General features: G+C 55.0%; 17 protein-coding genes and 1 tRNA gene. 17 read left to right on the top strand and 1 reads right to left on the bottom strand.

From position 1 onward, the window contains the following. A partial coding sequence (gene dgt / locus QNK41_RS17855) for a dGTP triphosphohydrolase (RefSeq protein ID WP_319259547.1) occupies positions 1-647 on the bottom strand: 647 nt, incomplete at its 3' end. 107 nt (positions 648-754) lie between these two features. Between dgt and QNK41_RS17850 the strand changes: the two genes are divergently transcribed. From QNK41_RS17850 to rpsO, 17 genes are all read left to right on the top strand, one after another. Then, complete coding sequence (locus QNK41_RS17850) at positions 755-1,309, top strand: type I restriction enzyme HsdR N-terminal domain-containing protein (RefSeq protein WP_319259544.1); 555 nt, start codon at positions 755-757, stop codon at positions 1,307-1,309. Continuing rightward, on the top strand, positions 1,306-1,839 hold the full coding sequence (locus tag QNK41_RS17845) for a nucleoside deaminase (RefSeq protein ID WP_319259542.1): 534 nt from the start codon (positions 1,306-1,308) through the stop codon (positions 1,837-1,839). Before QNK41_RS17850 ends, QNK41_RS17845 begins: the two co-directional genes overlap by 4 nt. Before the next feature lie 306 nt (positions 1,840-2,145). Then, positions 2,146-2,688 (top strand): translation initiation factor IF-3, encoded by a 543-nt coding sequence (infC, locus tag QNK41_RS17840; protein ID WP_319259539.1) that lies wholly within the window; start codon positions 2,146-2,148, stop codon positions 2,686-2,688. A gap of 176 nt (positions 2,689-2,864) precedes the next feature. Further along, positions 2,865-3,062 carry a 50S ribosomal protein L35 gene (gene rpmI / locus QNK41_RS17835; RefSeq protein WP_319259536.1) on the top strand — a complete coding sequence of 66 codons (198 nt, stop codon included), beginning with the start codon at positions 2,865-2,867 and terminating at the stop codon, positions 3,060-3,062. Between the two features lie 103 nt (positions 3,063-3,165). Further along, the gene (gene rplT, locus QNK41_RS17830) at positions 3,166-3,519 is read left to right on the top strand and encodes a 50S ribosomal protein L20 (protein WP_319259553.1); all 354 of its coding nucleotides are present in this window, start codon (positions 3,166-3,168) and stop codon (positions 3,517-3,519) included. Between the two features lie 151 nt (positions 3,520-3,670). After that, complete coding sequence (pheS, locus tag QNK41_RS17825; protein WP_413815174.1) at positions 3,671-4,678, top strand: phenylalanine--tRNA ligase subunit alpha; 1,008 nt, start codon at positions 3,671-3,673, stop codon at positions 4,676-4,678. An 18-nt stretch (positions 4,679-4,696) separates the two neighbouring features. Further along, positions 4,697-7,111 carry a phenylalanine--tRNA ligase subunit beta gene (gene pheT / locus QNK41_RS17820; protein WP_319259533.1) on the top strand — a complete coding sequence of 805 codons (2,415 nt, stop codon included), beginning with the start codon at positions 4,697-4,699 and terminating at the stop codon, positions 7,109-7,111. A gap of 49 nt (positions 7,112-7,160) precedes the next feature. After that, positions 7,161-7,529, top strand: coding sequence for a MerR family transcriptional regulator (locus QNK41_RS17815; protein WP_319259530.1), 369 nt, complete (start codon positions 7,161-7,163; stop codon positions 7,527-7,529). A gap of 132 nt (positions 7,530-7,661) precedes the next feature. After that, a tRNA-Gly gene (locus QNK41_RS17810) sits at positions 7,662-7,737 on the top strand. 160 nt (positions 7,738-7,897) lie between these two features. Beyond that, positions 7,898-8,446: a ribosome maturation factor RimP gene (rimP, locus tag QNK41_RS17805; RefSeq protein ID WP_319259527.1), complete on the top strand. Its 549-nt coding sequence runs from the start codon at positions 7,898-7,900 to the stop codon at positions 8,444-8,446. Then, complete coding sequence (gene nusA / locus QNK41_RS17800) at positions 8,446-9,846, top strand: transcription termination factor NusA (protein WP_319259524.1); 1,401 nt, start codon at positions 8,446-8,448, stop codon at positions 9,844-9,846. Before rimP ends, nusA begins: the two co-directional genes overlap by 1 nt. 65 nt (positions 9,847-9,911) lie before the next feature. Further along, positions 9,912-12,689 (top strand): translation initiation factor IF-2, encoded by a 2,778-nt coding sequence (gene infB / locus QNK41_RS17795; protein ID WP_319259521.1) that lies wholly within the window; start codon positions 9,912-9,914, stop codon positions 12,687-12,689. Positions 12,690-12,698: 9 nt separating this feature from the next. After that, positions 12,699-12,986: a DUF503 domain-containing protein gene (locus tag QNK41_RS17790; protein WP_319259518.1), complete on the top strand. Its 288-nt coding sequence runs from the start codon at positions 12,699-12,701 to the stop codon at positions 12,984-12,986. A 41-nt stretch (positions 12,987-13,027) separates the two neighbouring features. Continuing rightward, positions 13,028-13,414 carry a 30S ribosome-binding factor RbfA gene (rbfA, locus tag QNK41_RS17785; RefSeq protein ID WP_319259515.1) on the top strand — a complete coding sequence of 129 codons (387 nt, stop codon included), beginning with the start codon at positions 13,028-13,030 and terminating at the stop codon, positions 13,412-13,414. Continuing rightward, a complete protein-coding gene (locus QNK41_RS17780) occupies positions 13,377-14,372 on the top strand; it encodes a DHH family phosphoesterase (RefSeq protein ID WP_319259512.1) in 996 nt (331 codons plus the stop codon). Before rbfA ends, QNK41_RS17780 begins: the two co-directional genes overlap by 38 nt. Continuing rightward, on the top strand, positions 14,357-15,268 hold the full coding sequence (gene truB, locus QNK41_RS17775; RefSeq protein WP_319259509.1) for a tRNA pseudouridine(55) synthase TruB: 912 nt from the start codon (positions 14,357-14,359) through the stop codon (positions 15,266-15,268). Before QNK41_RS17780 ends, truB begins: the two co-directional genes overlap by 16 nt. Positions 15,269-15,400: 132 nt before the next feature. Further along, entirely contained in the window at positions 15,401-15,670 is a 270-nt protein-coding gene (gene rpsO, locus QNK41_RS17770; protein WP_319259507.1) for a 30S ribosomal protein S15, read from the top strand. Positions 15,671-15,866 lie beyond the last annotated feature (196 nt).

Here is a 15,866-nt window from a genome sequence, read left to right as displayed (position 1 = left end):
GCCGGCACCTGGTTTTCCCGGATGACCCCGCTGCGGACGGCATCGTCCAGATCGTGGTTCAGGTAGGCCATGATGTCCGATACCCGAACGATGCGACCTTCGATGGTGCAGGCCAGTTCATCGGGGTCATCGGGCAGGATTTTCCCGTAGCCTTTGGAGTGCTTGATAATGCCGTCGCGAACCTCATGGGTCAGGTTTAACCCCCTGCCATTATTCTCGATCACATCGACCACCCGAAGACTCTGCTTGTGATGATAGAAATCCGGGGAGTAGATCTCCTGCAGCACCGCTTCACCACCGTGCCCAAAGGGGGTATGCCCCAAATCGTGTCCCAGGGCAATGGCTTCGGCCAGGTCTTCGTTGAGAAACATCGCCCGGGCAATGGTCCGGGCAATCTGGGACACCTCCAGCGTATGGGTTAGCCGCGTGCGGTATTCGTCTCCCAGCGGGTTGAGGAACACCTGGGTTTTATGCTTCAGCCGCCTGAATGCGTTGGCGTAGACGATGCGGTCTCGGTCAACCTGGAATGCGGTGCGGATGGGGCAGGCATCCTCCGGCCGCTGCCGGCCCCGGCTCTGGGCGCTTTGGCAGCCGAACGGCGACATGAAGTTTTTTTCGCGTTTTTCAAATTGTTCGCGGATGTTCATGGCACCCCGGTTGTGATTTCTCCATAGATGTATTATTTTTAAATGGTCATCTATTCACAGACAAAAGGCTTTGTAAAGCGGTATCTTGGCGACGGACAAGGTGGATTATGAGTGGTCATCATCTGATACTGGGGGAGCTTGGCGATTTCATCTCCGGTGAAATGCTGGCAGATACCCACGACGAGCGCTATCGCCAGAAAATCGCCCGTTTTCTCGTGGCCGACAAAGGTTATGCAAAGGCGGACATCCACCCCCGCAGCCTGATGATCGTTGCCGCCGGAAACCGGAAGGGACGGCTGATGCTGGACTTTACGGTAACGGTTGACGATCGCAAGGCAATGGTGATTAAATACGGGCCAGGTTCCTTAGTGACCCGTTATCGGCCGACGTTGGCCATGTCGCGTCTGGTGGTACCTTACCAGATCCCCGTAGTGGTGGTGACAAATGGTGAGTCGGCGGATATCCTCGACGGCGAAACCGGCAAATTGATGGGATCGGGCTTTGATCGGATTCCCGATAGGGAAAACTTGGAGCAACAGTTAAATCGGGCCAGATTTTCGCCCATTTCATTAAAGCGTGCGGAAATGGAAGCAAGGATCGTCTACGCATTTGAAATTGACGGCGGTTGCCCCTGTGACGATACCGCATGCAGAATTCTATGAACCCTGAGACGGTCTCGGAAAAAGATACAGCGTTCATGTCCGCGGCGCTTGGCCTGGCCCAAACGGCCCTGGTGGCGGGTGAGTTTCCCGTGGGTTGTGTGATTGCAGACGGTGAGTTCGTGGTTGCCCGGGGGCATCGCACAGGCACGGCAGCTGGATCGGGAAACGAGATCGACCATGCTGAAGTCAATACCCTGCGGTGTCTTGGCGATGACAACCCGGACATCGATCGTTCACGGCTGGCCATATACTGCACGATGGAACCTTGCCTCATGTGTTTTTCCGCCATTTTGCTCAGCGGCATCGGCAGAATCGTCTATGCCTATGAAGATGTGATGGGGGGGGGGACCGGGTGTGACCGATCCGGTTTGCCTCCCCTATACCGAAACGCTCAATTGACGGTGATCTCCGGCGTCTTGAGAATAAACAGCCTGTTGCTGTTCAAGCGGTTTTTCGCCGATTCGGCCAACCCCTATTGGGCGGACAGCCTGTTGAGCCGCTATACGTTGGCGCAGAAGGAATCTCCATGACCGTTCATGGGCGTAAACCATCTTAATGGGGGTGGGCTAGGTCCACCAATAGACCGGACACTTTTTTGTCTTTGTCCCTAACTCAGAACGTTGAACCCTGAACCCGCGAACGCGTAAGCCATTTTTTTCTTGCATTTGCCGGCGGCGTCATATATTGGACTAAAGTTTAGTAACGAGTATCGGGCCACCTTCCGGTGGTTCGAATCGGAGGGGAATCATCGGTCTGCCAATGGTTGGCAGGGTAGAGAAAATCGAACGTTTAGGGCTTCAGGAGGTGGAAGTATAGCTGGTCCCAGATATAGACAGATGGACAGGAGGCCGCCCGATACCACCCGGATCAATCAGGGTATCCGGGTGAGGGAAGTCCGCTTGATCGACCCGGAGGGAAACCAGGTCGGCGTACTTCCGATTCATCAGGCGTTGGCCCAAGCGAATGATTTTGGTCTCGATCTTGTCGAAATTTCGCCCAACGCGAAACCGCCGGTATGTAAGATTATGGATTACGGGCGGTTCAAGTACGAGCAGACCAAAAAACAGCAAGAGGCCAAAAAAAAGCAGACCACTTTTCAGCTCAAAGAGATCAAGGTCCGGCCCAAAACCGGAGATCATGATCTCGAGACGAAAATGGGCCACATTCGCAAATTTCTTGACCGTAAAGACAAGGTCAAGGTCACGGTGATGTTCCGTGGCCGGGAAATTACGCTTTCAGATCGTGGTAGAGCACTGTTGCAGAGAATCGCCACTGAACTTGAAGAGATTGCCGTCGTGGAACAATATCCCAAGTTTGAAGGACGGACGATGATGATGGTGCTGGCTCCCCGATCCCAGATAGTGCCGCCAGGCCAATAACGGATTATGGCGCCGGCCCTCGGGCTCGGGCCATGGCTCGCACGAAATAGAAAAGCGCCGTTTCAATAGTTGGCGTGAACGCATGTGATCGTTCACGCCATCGGTTTTTGAAATGCGGTTTTCGTTCGATTTAATCATTACAGAATGATGCTCAATTTTTTTCAAGGAGAGGAACCATGCCGAAAATTAAAACCAACCGGGCGGCCGCGAAGCGGTTCAAGAAAACCGGGTCCGGTCGATACACGTTTTCAAAATCTCACCACAGTCACATCCTGACCTCTAAGTCCCGAAAACGTAAGCGTTCCCTGAAGAAGATGCAGCTGGTCAAAAAGAGCGACATGAGAGAAGTCCGGCTCCTTTTGCCCAACGGCTGATCGACGGTTAATTAGACTTTATATAGCAGGTTTCACCGATGGCGTCATGTGAGGCGCGATTCAGGAGCGGGTGGCCCAGAAAACCTGTTAGCAAGGAGATGAGATCATGCGAATTAAAAGAGGCTTCAAGGCGAGAAGACGCCGTCAGAAAGTTTTAAAGCTGGCCAAAGGATATCGCGGTGGGCACAGCAAACTGTTTCGGACCGCGGCAGATACAGTCGATAAGGCACTCAATTATGCCTATCGGGATCGCAAACAGCGCAAGCGCCAGTTCCGCCGGTTGTGGATTGCCCGCATCAACGCTGCGGCGCGTATGAATGACCTTTCCTACAGCCGGTTCATCAGTGGTCTGAAAAAGGCCGATGTGAACCTGGATCGAAAAGTGCTTGCCGATCTTGCAATATCCGATCCCCCTGGATTTGCCCAGATTGCCGCGCTGGCGTCACAGCAGGGTTAAGCCGGGTTGACCTGTCGCGGCGAGTGCCGCACGAATCAGTATCCTCCCGCTGCCCCCTCCTTATCTGAGCCGCGAAAGTGTCCGCATACCTCAATCCCGCCCCGCTGGGATTGAGGGACGGCGACAATTCATATATAACAGAGCGACAATCGTGGAAAATACCATAGAACGGATATACGTGGACGCCATGGAAGCGCTGGCGTCAGTCGCTGATGTTGATGCGGTAAACGATCTTTCCACTCAGTTCCTCGGTCGGAAGGGTCGCATCACCTACTATTTGAGAAACATCTCCAGTCTTCCCGTCGAGGAACGGCCTCAGGCGGGCAAGCGGGCCAATGAGATCAAGCGTTCCCTGGAAGGTGAATTCAAGGATGCGTTGACCCGTCTGGCCAATATGTCCGATAGGGCGACGGACCGCATCGATGTCTCCTTGCCGGGTCGGGTGCCGGAGAAAGGATCGCTTCACCCGATTACCCAGATCACCAACCGCATCTGCAGCATCTTTTCGCAGATGGGCTTCGATGTGGTCGAAGGCCCGGAGGTGGAGACAGACTACTACAACTTCGAGGCCCTCAATATTCCTAAAAACCATCCTGCCCGGGACATGCAGGACACCTTTTATGTATCGGACAATGTGGTGCTTCGAACGCACACGTCGCCCACACAGCCACGGGTGATGGAACAGCAGCAGCCGCCGGTGCGCATCATCGCCCCTGGCAAGGTGTACCGGTGCGATTCCGATCTGACCCATACGCCCATGTTTCACCAGGTGGAGGGGCTGCTGGTGGATCGCCATGTCTCGTTTGCCGATCTCAAGGGAACCCTGACCGCATTCATTCACCAGATGTTCGACGACCAGACCACTTTGCGCTTTCGACCCAGCTTCTTTCCATTCACCGAACCCAGCGCCGAAGTGGATATCCGATGCGTGATTTGCCGGGGAAAAGGCTGTCGTGTTTGCTCTCAAACCGGATGGCTGGAGATTTTGGGTTCCGGCATGGTCCATCCGGCGGTGTTTGAAAATATCGGCTATGACACCAGTCGATACACCGGTTTTGCTTTCGGTATGGGGGTGGAGCGTATTGCCATGCTTAAATACGGCATCGATGATATTCGGCGCTATTTCGACAATGACTATCGATTCCTGAGTCAATTTTAACGGAGTGTTCCCGAACCGATGAAAGTTAGCTTAAACTGGCTGAAAGAATATGTGCCCATCGATATGGCGGTCCCGGACCTCGCCGATGCCCTGACGATGGCCGGACTGGAAGTGGAGGCCGTTGAAGATCGCTATGCCCATCTGGAAACGGTGGTCGTCGGGCAGGTGGTCGATGTTTCGCCCCACCCCAACGCCGACCGGCTGAAATTGTGTCGCGTGGATGGCGGTAACGGCATTGTGCCGGTGGTTTGCGGGGCCCCCAATGTGACAACGGGGATGCACGCACCCCTGGCCCGTGTGGGCACACGGCTACCCGACGGCACCGTGTTGGCAAAGAGCGTCATTCGGGGAGAACCCTCCGAAGGCATGCTGTGCAGCGAGATTGAAATGGGTTTAGGACTGGATGCTTCCGGTCTGATGTTGCTGGAGGGGGATTTTCAACCCGGCCTTTCCTTGAAAGCGGCGCTGAATCTTTTCGATTTCACCTTCGAGATTGGATTGACGCCCAACCGGCCGGATTGCCTGAGCATGATGGGTGTGGCACGTGAGATTGCCGCCATCCAGGGCGTTCAGATGAATCCGCCGGTTTTCAGCCTGCCCGATGCCCAGGGAGATATCAAGGCCTTGACCTCGGTGACGATCGAAGCGCCCGACCATTGCCCCCGGTACGCCGCTCGACTGCTGGAACACATTACCGTGGCACCGTCCCCATACTGGCTTCAAGACCGGTTGAGGTCGGTGGGTGTGCGGCCCATCAACAACCTGGTCGATATAACTAATTTCGTCATGCTGGAGACCGGGCAACCCCTGCATGCCTTTGATTTTGACAACCTGTCCGGCCATCGTATCGTGGTTCGAACGGCTGCAGATCAAGAACCGTTCACCACCCTGGATCAAAAGGGGCGACGGCTTTCCGAACAAATGCTCATGATTTGCGATGGTGAAAAGCCGGTGGCGGTCGGTGGTGTCATGGGCGGGCTGAACTCGGAAATAGAAGACGCCACCACGCGTGTGCTCATCGAAAGTGCCTGCTTTGATCCGATCAGCATTCGCAAAACATCCAAGGCCCTGTTGCTCAATACGGATGCTTCCCACCGGTTTGAGCGGGGCGTGGACCCGGACGGCACCCTTTTCGCCCTGAATCGCGCTGCCGGCATTATGGCCGAGTTGGGCCAAGGCCGTTTGGTGGGGGGTGTGATCGATGAGGATTTCAGAACGTCGGGTCCCCTGACACTCGCTTTGAGCGTGCGGGCCACCAATGATCTTTTAGGCACCGATTTAGACTTTGACCGCATGGCCACCCTGCTGGAAAGCATCGAATTCAAGGTTCGGGCCGAGGGTGATGAGAGACTTCAGGTGCAGGTGCCTTCTTTTCGGGTGGATGTCTCCCGTCCCCAGGATCTCATGGAAGAGGTGGCCCGGCTTTCCGGCTACAACCAGATTCCCACCACCTTCCCCGTGGTTCCGGCACAGGGCACGACCCCTTCTATAATGATGGTCCGGCGCAACCAGGTTAGAGATATTCTTAATGGGTTCGGATTTTCAGAGGCCATCAATTACTCCTTCATCAGCGCTGATTCCTGCGACCGTATTCAATTGGATGCCGATGACTCTCGTCGTCACCATATTGCCTTGCTCAACCCGATTTCCGAGGAGCAGTCGGTGATGCGGACCACTCTGGTTCCCGGCATACTGGAAGCGGCCCAGCGCAATATTGCTCGGCAACAAAACAACCTGCGCGTGTTTGAAGTCGGAAAAGTCTTTCTCCCGAAGTCAGAGGGGCCGCTTCCTTTGGAAAAGGAGATGCTTGTCGGTCTGTGGACCGGTCGGCGTGTCGAAGCCGCTTGGCACACCCGGGAAACCGCCTGCGACTTTTTTGATATCAAAGGGACCGTCCAGGGACTGGGTTTTGCCCTGGGTATCACCGAACCGTCGTTTGCAGCACTACCCGATGGCCAGTGCTGCTATACCCGCGCGGGTCAAACGGCACGGATTGTTCACGACGGGCGGACGCTGGGAATCGTGGGCGAGGTGGATGCCGAGGTGGTGGACGCCTATAGCCTAAAGCAACCGGCGTTTATTTTTGAGCTGGATTTGGAGTTAATCGGTAGACTGGCATCCGATTCCAAGCAGATGGCACCCATCCCCCGTTTCCCCGCAACGGCCCGGGACATTACCGTCATTGTCGATCAGACGATCGAATCCAGGGACCTGCTGGATACGGTGGTGCAATTCGGCGAAAAACTGGTGGAGGACCTTTACCTTTTTGATGTGTTTGCCGGAGATCCCATACCGGCTGGGAAAAAGAGTGTATCTTTCCGGGTCGTCTATCGGTCCGCCGAACGAACCCTGGAGGATGAAACCGTCAATGCGATTCATCACCATCTCACTCATCGCCTGATTACCGAATTTGGTGCGGCATTGCCGGCTTGATGATCCACCTGAAGCCGCCGGCGGGGCTTCACCGACATGGATAACCCCTATGAAAGAAGAGGCTTACGGCCCGGTCGACATACCTGACAAGTTTTACTTCAAGATCGGTGAAGTCAGCGACATCGCCGGCGTTGCGCCTTATGTGCTGCGGTTCTGGGAAACAGAGTTCAAGCAGATCAAACCCAAGCGCACCGATGCGGGACAGCGTCTCTACCGCAAGCAGGATGTGGTTTTGGTATTAAGGATCAAACACCTGCTCTATCAGAGAAAGTTCACGATTGAGGGGGCCCGGCAGTATCTGAAGAAGAAACCTGGCGCTGTGCCGGGACCAATACCGGTCGTCGCAGCACCAGACATTACCGAGATCAGGGAAGAACTGATTCGCATCCGGGAATTGATTGATGACCAACGGCGATAGTTTCCTTCTGTCAGCATGGCGTGCCGATTGCTGCCGCGTCATTCGATTAATTCTGCCAGCGTGGCATATTGGGGTTAGATAGAAAGATATTGACATAACATCAATTTTGCCTTAGTTAATATTTCTTGGTGAGCGGGCATAGCTCAGTTGGTAGAGTACAAGCTTCCCAAGCTTGGTGTCGCGAGTTCGAATCTCGTTGCCCGCTCCATTTCAAGTCCGTTTTCGTCTGTTCCGGTTGAGTTTGCCGGAATAAAGGCGGTTTTCCCGCCCGACGTGGTTTTATGGACTGGTAAGTGACGGTATCCATTATCGGTTTGAACGTGGAAACGGGCGGTTTGCCCGTTTTTGTTTTTTTGTTCGGTGGGAATATGGCCAAACGTGCCGGAAAGCGAAAATTTAAAAGCGGAGCGCCGGCGTCGCTCCGTCAACCGGATCCGGAGGTTTTAAAGCGACAGCGGGCGTTTGTCGATTCGGTGGCCCGTCTGGCCGATCCCCTGTGTATTGCCGAGGGGATGGAATTGGTCCATGTGGAGTACCAGCGCGAACCGGGCGGATTGACGTTGCGCCTATACCTGGACAAGCCCGGGGGAGTGGCCCTGGACGACTGCGTCGACATCAGCCGCCAGTTAGCAGACATTCTGGATGTGCATACGCAAGATGCACCGCCATATCGGCTGGAGGTTTCATCGCCGGGTCTCGACCGACCGGTGGGAAAGCTAAATGATTTTAAGCGGTTTATGGGCCATCGGGCAAAAATTCGCCTCACCACTGCCGTGGAAGGTCGTAAAAATTTCAGCGGTGTGCTTGCCGGGGTGATTGACGAAATGGTCCAATTGCAGGTGGATAACGAGACGGTTAGTCTGAATTATAAGGATATTACACGGGCGCGGCTGATCAATTACAATGGAGAACGCTGATGTTTATAGCAGATATCAAACGTGTGGTGGAACAGGTAAGCCGGGACAAGGGCATCGATGTGGAAATTTTGATCCGCGCCCTGGAAGAGGCGTTGCGTTCGGCTGCCAGAAAAAAATTCGGCAGCAACGTCGACATTGAGGCACAGTATAGTCCCGACACGGGTGAGATCGAAGTCTTTCAATTTAAAGAGGTGGTGGCGGAGGTGACCGAGCCGGACCTGCAGATCGGCCTGGCCGAAGGGCGCAAGCTCGATCCCGACTGTGAAGTCGGCGACAGCCTGGGTACAAAAATGGACACGTCAAGTTTCGGCCGGATTGCTGCACAATCCGCCAAGCAGGTCATTATCCAAAAGATGAAGGATGCAGAGCGGGATGCGATTTACTCCAGCTACATTGATCGCAAGGGTGAAGTTATCAACGGCATCGTCCAGCGGGTGGACCGGGGCAATATCATCGTCAACCTGGGTAATACCGAAGCCATACTCCCTACCCGGGAACAGATTCCCAGGGAAAATTACCGGCGGGGAGACCGGATTCGGGCCCTGATTTTCGATGTGCTCTATGATACCCGAGGCCCTCAGATCGTGCTTTCGCGAACCCATCCCGACCTGCTGATCAACCTGTTTAAAACCGAAGTGCCCGAGATCAGTGAGGGAATCGTGGAGGTCATGGGGGCTGCCCGGGAGCCGGGCGTGCGAGCCAAATTTGCCGTTTCTTCACATGATTCAGATATCGATCCGGTGGGGGCCTGCGTGGGAATGAAGGGCAGCCGGGTGCAAAATGTGGTTCAGGAACTTCGAGGTGAGAAGATTGACATTATCACCTGGCACGTGGATGCGGCTAAATATGTATGCAACGCCCTGGCGCCTGCGGAAATCTCCAGGGTGATTATTGATGAACAAAATAATGCCATGGAGGTCATCGTTCCCGATGAATTTCTTTCGGTTGCCATCGGCAAACGAGGCCAGAACGTGCGCCTGGCCTCCAAGCTAACCGGCTGGCATTTGGACGTCAACTCAGCGTCCAAATACGATGAAATGATGAAGATCGGATACGAATCACTGGTCAATATCCCCGGAGTCGGCAGCAACCTGGCTGATGCCTTCTTCGAAAAAGGCATTTACTCAGCAGAAGAGCTGGCCGAATCCGTAGTTGAAGAACTGATCGAAATCCGTGGCATCGGAGAGGAAAAGGCCGTGGTGCTAATAGAAAATGCACGGCAGTATGCCATCGAGGCTGCCGAAGCTGCCAAAGCCCGGCGTTTGGCTGAAGCGGCCCAAGCCGCTGAGGAAGCGACCCGGTCCAAAGCAGAAGACGATGCGGTGCCGGTTGAAGTGCCAGCGGATGAATCGAATGAGGAAGCGGCTTCCGGTCCCGAAGCCCAGGAAGAAGAGCAGTAGCGGATCAGCGTGCATATACGGCAACAGGGCGAAAACTGCTTAAAACAAGATTTTGGGGGGTATGGATGGCAAAAATCAGAGTTTATGAATTTGCCAGAGATCTTAACATGACGAACAGGGAACTCTTGGACAAGATCCGGGACCTTGATATCGACGTCAACAGCCATATGAGTTCTCTGGACGAAGATGTGGTGGCAAAGGTCAAATCGGTGCTTTTCGGCGAAAAGGACGATCAACTCGAGGAAAAACGGGTACGGCCCACGGTTATCCGGCGGCGCAAGGTTGTCTCACCCCAGGAGCCGGAGGCCCCCGCGGTCGAGTCCACTTCGGCGGTAGAACCGGAATTTCCTCCGGCTGAGACGAAAGAAAAGGCTCCGGCAGCAGTTGAAGTGAAAACCCCGCCGGGGAAAAAGCCCGTGGTGAAAAAGCGCAAGCCAGCCCAAACCGCCAAAATTATTGCCAAGCCCAAAACAGAGACACCCGAAGCGCAAACGGAAGCGTCGGAACCTGAGTTGGTGGATGTGACGCCTGCTACCGAAGCGACCGAACCAGCAGCCCCCGCATCATCGGGACCGGATGCACCAACAGCCAACGAAAAAACACCGGTCAATCAAGCGGCAGCCCCCCCTGCCGGCACGACCGATGGTGATCCGGCTGTCAGTGAGCCCGTCTCCGTGCCACCGTCCGCTGACGAATCTTCCAAGGCTTCCGTGGCAAAGGCCAAGAAAGCCAAGAAAGAAGCAGCGGCCAAAATTATCAAACTGCCGACCAAACCCAAAATTTCAACGACTCCTGCATCGCGTGTCGTTCCGGCGGGCTTGCCATCTCGACCGTCTTTGAAGAAACCGGAAACCGCCGATGCACCCGTTTCCGCCAAGGACAAGAAAAAGAAGGGGTGGCGGAAAAAGGATGACGGAACCGATGGTGTCCGGTTTCCAAAAAAGAAAGGCGGTTTTCGTAAAAAGGAGATCGTCGAGGGTGCAGCCCTCTACAGCGGAAAAATGCGTGGACGGAAGGGCCGAAAGGGCAGCAGGCTGAGAGCCATGCCTGCCGGCCAAAAAACCCAGATCACTACGGCCAAAGCCATCAAACGGCGGGTGAAGGTTGATGAGACCATCGTGCTGTCTGAACTGGCTAAACGCATGGGCATCAAGGTCAACGAAATGATCGTCAAACTCATGGGCATGGGCGTTATGGCCACAGTGAACCAGACCATCGATTATGATACGGCGGTCCTGGTGGCCGGTGAATTCGACTATGAGGTGGAAAGGGCGTCTTTCGAAGAAGACCTGATTCTGAAGAAAACCGAATCGGATGATCCGGAAAAGCTGGCCTCCAGACCCCCTGTAGTGACCATCATGGGCCACGTGGACCACGGCAAGACATCGCTGCTTGACGTGATTCGCAAAACCCGAGTGACCGAAGGCGAAGCGGGCGGGATTACCCAGCATATCGGTGCTTATCATGTGGAGACCGAAAAGGGTGTTATCGCTTTTCTGGATACGCCGGGCCATGAGGCCTTCTCAGCCATGCGTTCACGCGGTGCCAAGGTGACCGACATCGTCGTGCTGGTGGTTGCCGCCGATGACGGGGTGATGCCCCAAACCGTCGAGGCGATCAATCACTCCAAGGCCTCCGGGGTGCCGATTATCGTGGCTGTCAACAAGATGGATAAGCCGGATGCCGATCCGGAGCGGGTTCAGCGTGAACTCAGCGAGCACGGCCTGATGTCGGAAGCCTGGGGCGGCGATGCCATTTTTGTCATGGTATCGGCCAAAAAGAATACCGGGATCGACGAATTGCTTGAAATGATTTTGCTTCAGGCGGAAATACTGGAACTCAAGGCCAATCCGGACAGACTGGCCAGCGGCCACGTGGTCGAGGCCAAACTGGATTCAGGGCGCGGGCCTGTGGCAACGGTCTTGGTGCAGGAGGGTACCCTCCGTGCCGGCGATTCCATTGTCTGCGGAATGCACTATGGAAAAATTCGTGTGCTCCAGGACGATCTGGGACGCACGGTGGAATCTGCGGGCCCGTCCATGCCGGTGGAGATCGTGGGCCTTTCCGGCGTACCCATGGCCGGCGATGAACTCGTGGCGCTGGCAGATGAAAAAGATGCGCGCCAGGTGAGTCAGCACCGCACTCAGAAACAGCGTTCCAAGGAGCTGGCCAAGACGAATCGGCTGAGCCTGGAGGGGCTGTTCGAAAAGATGCAGATGGGCGAGGTCAAGGACCTGAACCTGATCATCAAGGCGGACGTGGACGGTTCCATCGAAGCGTTGAGAGACTCCTTGACCAAGCTTTCCAACGAAGAGGTCAGCATCAACGTGGTCCATGCGGCCACCGGCACCATAACCGAGTCGGACATTTCTCTGGCCGCGGTCTCCAATGCCATCATCATCGGCTTCAACGTCCGGCCCAATTCAAAAGTGCAGGAACTGTCCGTCGAAGAGAACGTGGATATGCGCTTTCACAACGTCATCTACAATGTCATCAAAGAGGTCAAGGATGCCATTGTGGGGATGATGGAGTCCACCTTCGAGGAGCGGGTGCTCGGTCGTGCCGATGTTCGCCAGACTTTCCATGTCCCCAAAATTGGCACCATTGCCGGTTGTTATGTAACCGACGGCAAGATGCAGCGGGGGCAGCTCATGCGGTTGGTCCGGGACGGCATAATCACCTACGAAGGCAAAAACAGCAGCCTGCGCCGATTCAAGGATGACGTGAAGGAAGTCCAGTCCGGCTATGAATGCGGCATCAGTATTGAAAATTTTAATGACATCAAGGTCGGTGACGTGATCGAAAGCTACTACATGGAAGAGATTCGACCGGAAGTGGAGTGATAAACCGCAATGGTCGTCGGTGTCGGACACATTGTTTTCAGGATCCATCAGTGCCGCTCCTTGAAAGAAAAACGCAAGGTCGTCAAGGCTATCGTTGCCCGTATCCGAAACCATTTTAACGCGTCGGTAGCCGAGGTGGCAGACAATGACATCTATCAACGAGCGGTAATTGGAATCAGCCTGATAGGCAGTGACCGCCGCATGATCAATGCAAAACTGGATAAAGTGTTTAATTTTGCCGACGGCCTTGGGCTTGCGGAAATGATTGACTCCCAGTTGGAAATCATCTCCCTGTGATCGGCGGATCCGAAAGTGAGAGTCATAAATAGGTAACCAACGTGGCAACCCGATCATTTAATCGAGCGGAAAGAGTCGGCGGTCAGGTGCAGAAAGTGCTGGCCGGCCTTATCCAAAAAGGCGTCAACGACCCGCGACTGGCCCAGGCCACCATTACCGGCGTGACATTGAGCCGTGATCTGCGGATTGCCAAGGTTTACTTTACCGCCCATGGTGATGCGCATGATGAACAAGCCCTCTTGGCTGGATTTGAGAGCGCCAAGGGGTTTATCAAGCGGGAACTGGCCAGAGAGCTTGGCCTTCGATACATGCCGGAATTGAAATTTTTTTACGATGCGTCGTTTGACTATGGGGCCCACATCGACCGGGTACTGAAATCCATACAAACCAATGATGAAAAAAATAATCCAACAGCTGACGAACAGTAGCCGCGTCCTACTGGCATCCCACGCCAATCCGGACGGCGATGCCATCGGCTCCCTGCTGGCCATGGGTATTGCCCTGGAACGGATGGGGCAAGCGGTGACGCTCTACAACGAGAGTGCCATCCCAGCCGTATACCGGTTTCTGCCGTCGGTGGACAGCATCCAGAAAGAGGTGACGGATCCGCAACGCTTCGATACGGCGGTGTTGCTGGACTGCGGGGCCCTGGACCGCGTTGGGTCGGCAGTTGATGCCATCGCCGCCATACCGGCTATTGTCAACATCGACCACCACGCCACCAATACCCGCTTCGGGCAATACCATCTGGTGGATGTGGATGCCTGCGCCACGTCAGAAATTGTCTACCGGTTGATTCAATCCATGGGCCTTGAAATGAACCTGGCCATGGCGACGGCTATCTACACTGGCATTCTGACGGATACGGGTTCCTTCCGGTTCTCCAACACCAACCGGGCGGCCTTTTCCATTTGCGAGGCCATGGTGGCTCTTGGGGTTAGGCCGTCAATCGTGGCCCAGCATGTATATGGTACCTACTCCCTGGGACGGATCAAGCTGCTCAACCTGGCTCTGGACTCCATTGAGATATCCAACAACGGGAGCCTCTCCATCATGACGGTTACCCGGGAGATGCTGTCAAATACCGGCACCCAGCCTGAGGATGCGGATGGCCTGATCAATTATGCCCGACGGATTCAGGACGTAAAGGTCGCCGCCCTTATCCATGAGCTGGACAACGGCAATGGCGTGTCGACGGGCCGGAAACGATTCCATGTGAGTCTGCGATCGGACGGCAGTGTGGATGTTTCCCGCATTGCCTCCGATTTCGGCGGAGGCGGCCACGCCGGCGCTGCCGGATTTTCCGTGGAGTCCAGTCTGGTGGAACTGAAGCGGACGATCTACAGTCTGTCCGAGGGTCTTAGCGGGACATGCCACCTGAACTGAACGGAATTGTCGTGGTTGACAAGCCCAAGGGGATTTCATCAGCAGGGGTTGTCGCCCGGGTTAAGGGTATCTTCGGGGTTAAAAAAGTTGGCCATACAGGGACGCTGGACCCGTTTGCCACCGGTGTCCTGATCTGTTGCATCAACCAGGCGACCCGGCTTTCCCAGTTTTTTCTCAAGGGTGACAAGGTATACGAGGCGGAGCTGGTCCTGGGTAAAGTGACAGACACCCAGGATGCGACGGGAACCGTAATGGAACGGCATTCGTTGGGTGGCTTATCTGCGGAACAGGTCCAAGAGACGGCGGCGCGATTTGTGGGAAGCATCACCCAGGTTCCCCCGATCTACTCGGCCCTGAAACATCAGGGGACACCGCTATATAAATTAGCCCGTCAGGGAGTGCCGGTTGAAAAGCCCGCTCGGCCGATACGGATTAACCATTTGGAGATACTCGAGATGAACCTGCCGACGGTTCGATTCTCGGTGTCCTGTTCATCCGGCACCTATGTCCGCACGCTGTGCGCCGACATCGGTCGAAAACTGGGCTGCGGCGGGCATCTCAAGGCCCTTTGCAGAACAGCCAGTTGCGGGTTTCCTGTCGACGCTGCTTTCAGCCTCGAGGTGCTGGCAGAATTGAAGGAGCAAGGCGGGTTGGGCGAAACGGTGATCCCCATGAATGAGGCGCTACCCTTCATGCCTGCTGCGGTGGCCGATGATGGGCTGGCCAAACGGATCCGCAACGGTGCTAAACTGTCGGAAACAGACATCCCGATTCCGCCGCGGGTGTCCGACCAGGGCGTGTTCAAGGTGGTAGACCCACGCGGCCGTCTGATCGCCGTAATGGCCGAATCGCCGGCCACGGGCAACTATAATTATTGTTGTGTTTTTTCGGCGTAAGGTGATAACGCTTGGGTTGTCGGGTGATTTTAAACTGATTTTAGAAACCGCCGGTCATGATGCGGCCGTTCGGTTGAAACCCAGGAGAAAAGCAAAACGCTAGTCAGTAACCATTTTAAGGAGGACGAAACATTGGCGTATACAGCGGAAACCAAAAAAGAACTCATTGAAAAATACAAACAGCACGACTCCGACACGGGTTCTCCGGAAGTCCAGATCGGTCTGCTTACTCATCGGATTTCCTATCTGACCGAGCATCTGAAAGTGCATAAAAAGGATCACCACTCCCGCCGGGGATTGCTGATGCTGGTAGGCAAGCGTCGCAGACTGCTCAATTACGTCAAGGGCAACGATGTCCAGCGCTACCGTTCTATTATCGAAACCCTTGGCCTGCGGCGCTAAGGTGAATCGACAACGGCAACGAAGCGTTGCCGGATCCCTGTTGCCGGTATTCACGGATGCGGTCACCTACAGTTTGGCTGTCGCCGGGTGGGATACGTGTATTTTGTGGCCTTGTGTTTATCCACAGACCTGACCAACGGCAATTTTACAGGCAGCGGTCGGTATTCTATCCACTGCCGGAATATCATCAGGAGAA

It is taken from the genome of Desulfosarcina sp., assembly GCF_033791525.1.
Taxonomy (GTDB): Bacteria; Desulfobacterota; Desulfobacteria; order Desulfobacterales; family Desulfosarcinaceae; genus Desulfosarcina.
The sequence above is the reverse complement of the archived record's forward strand: the minus strand, read 5'-3'. Positions and strand labels throughout refer to the sequence as shown.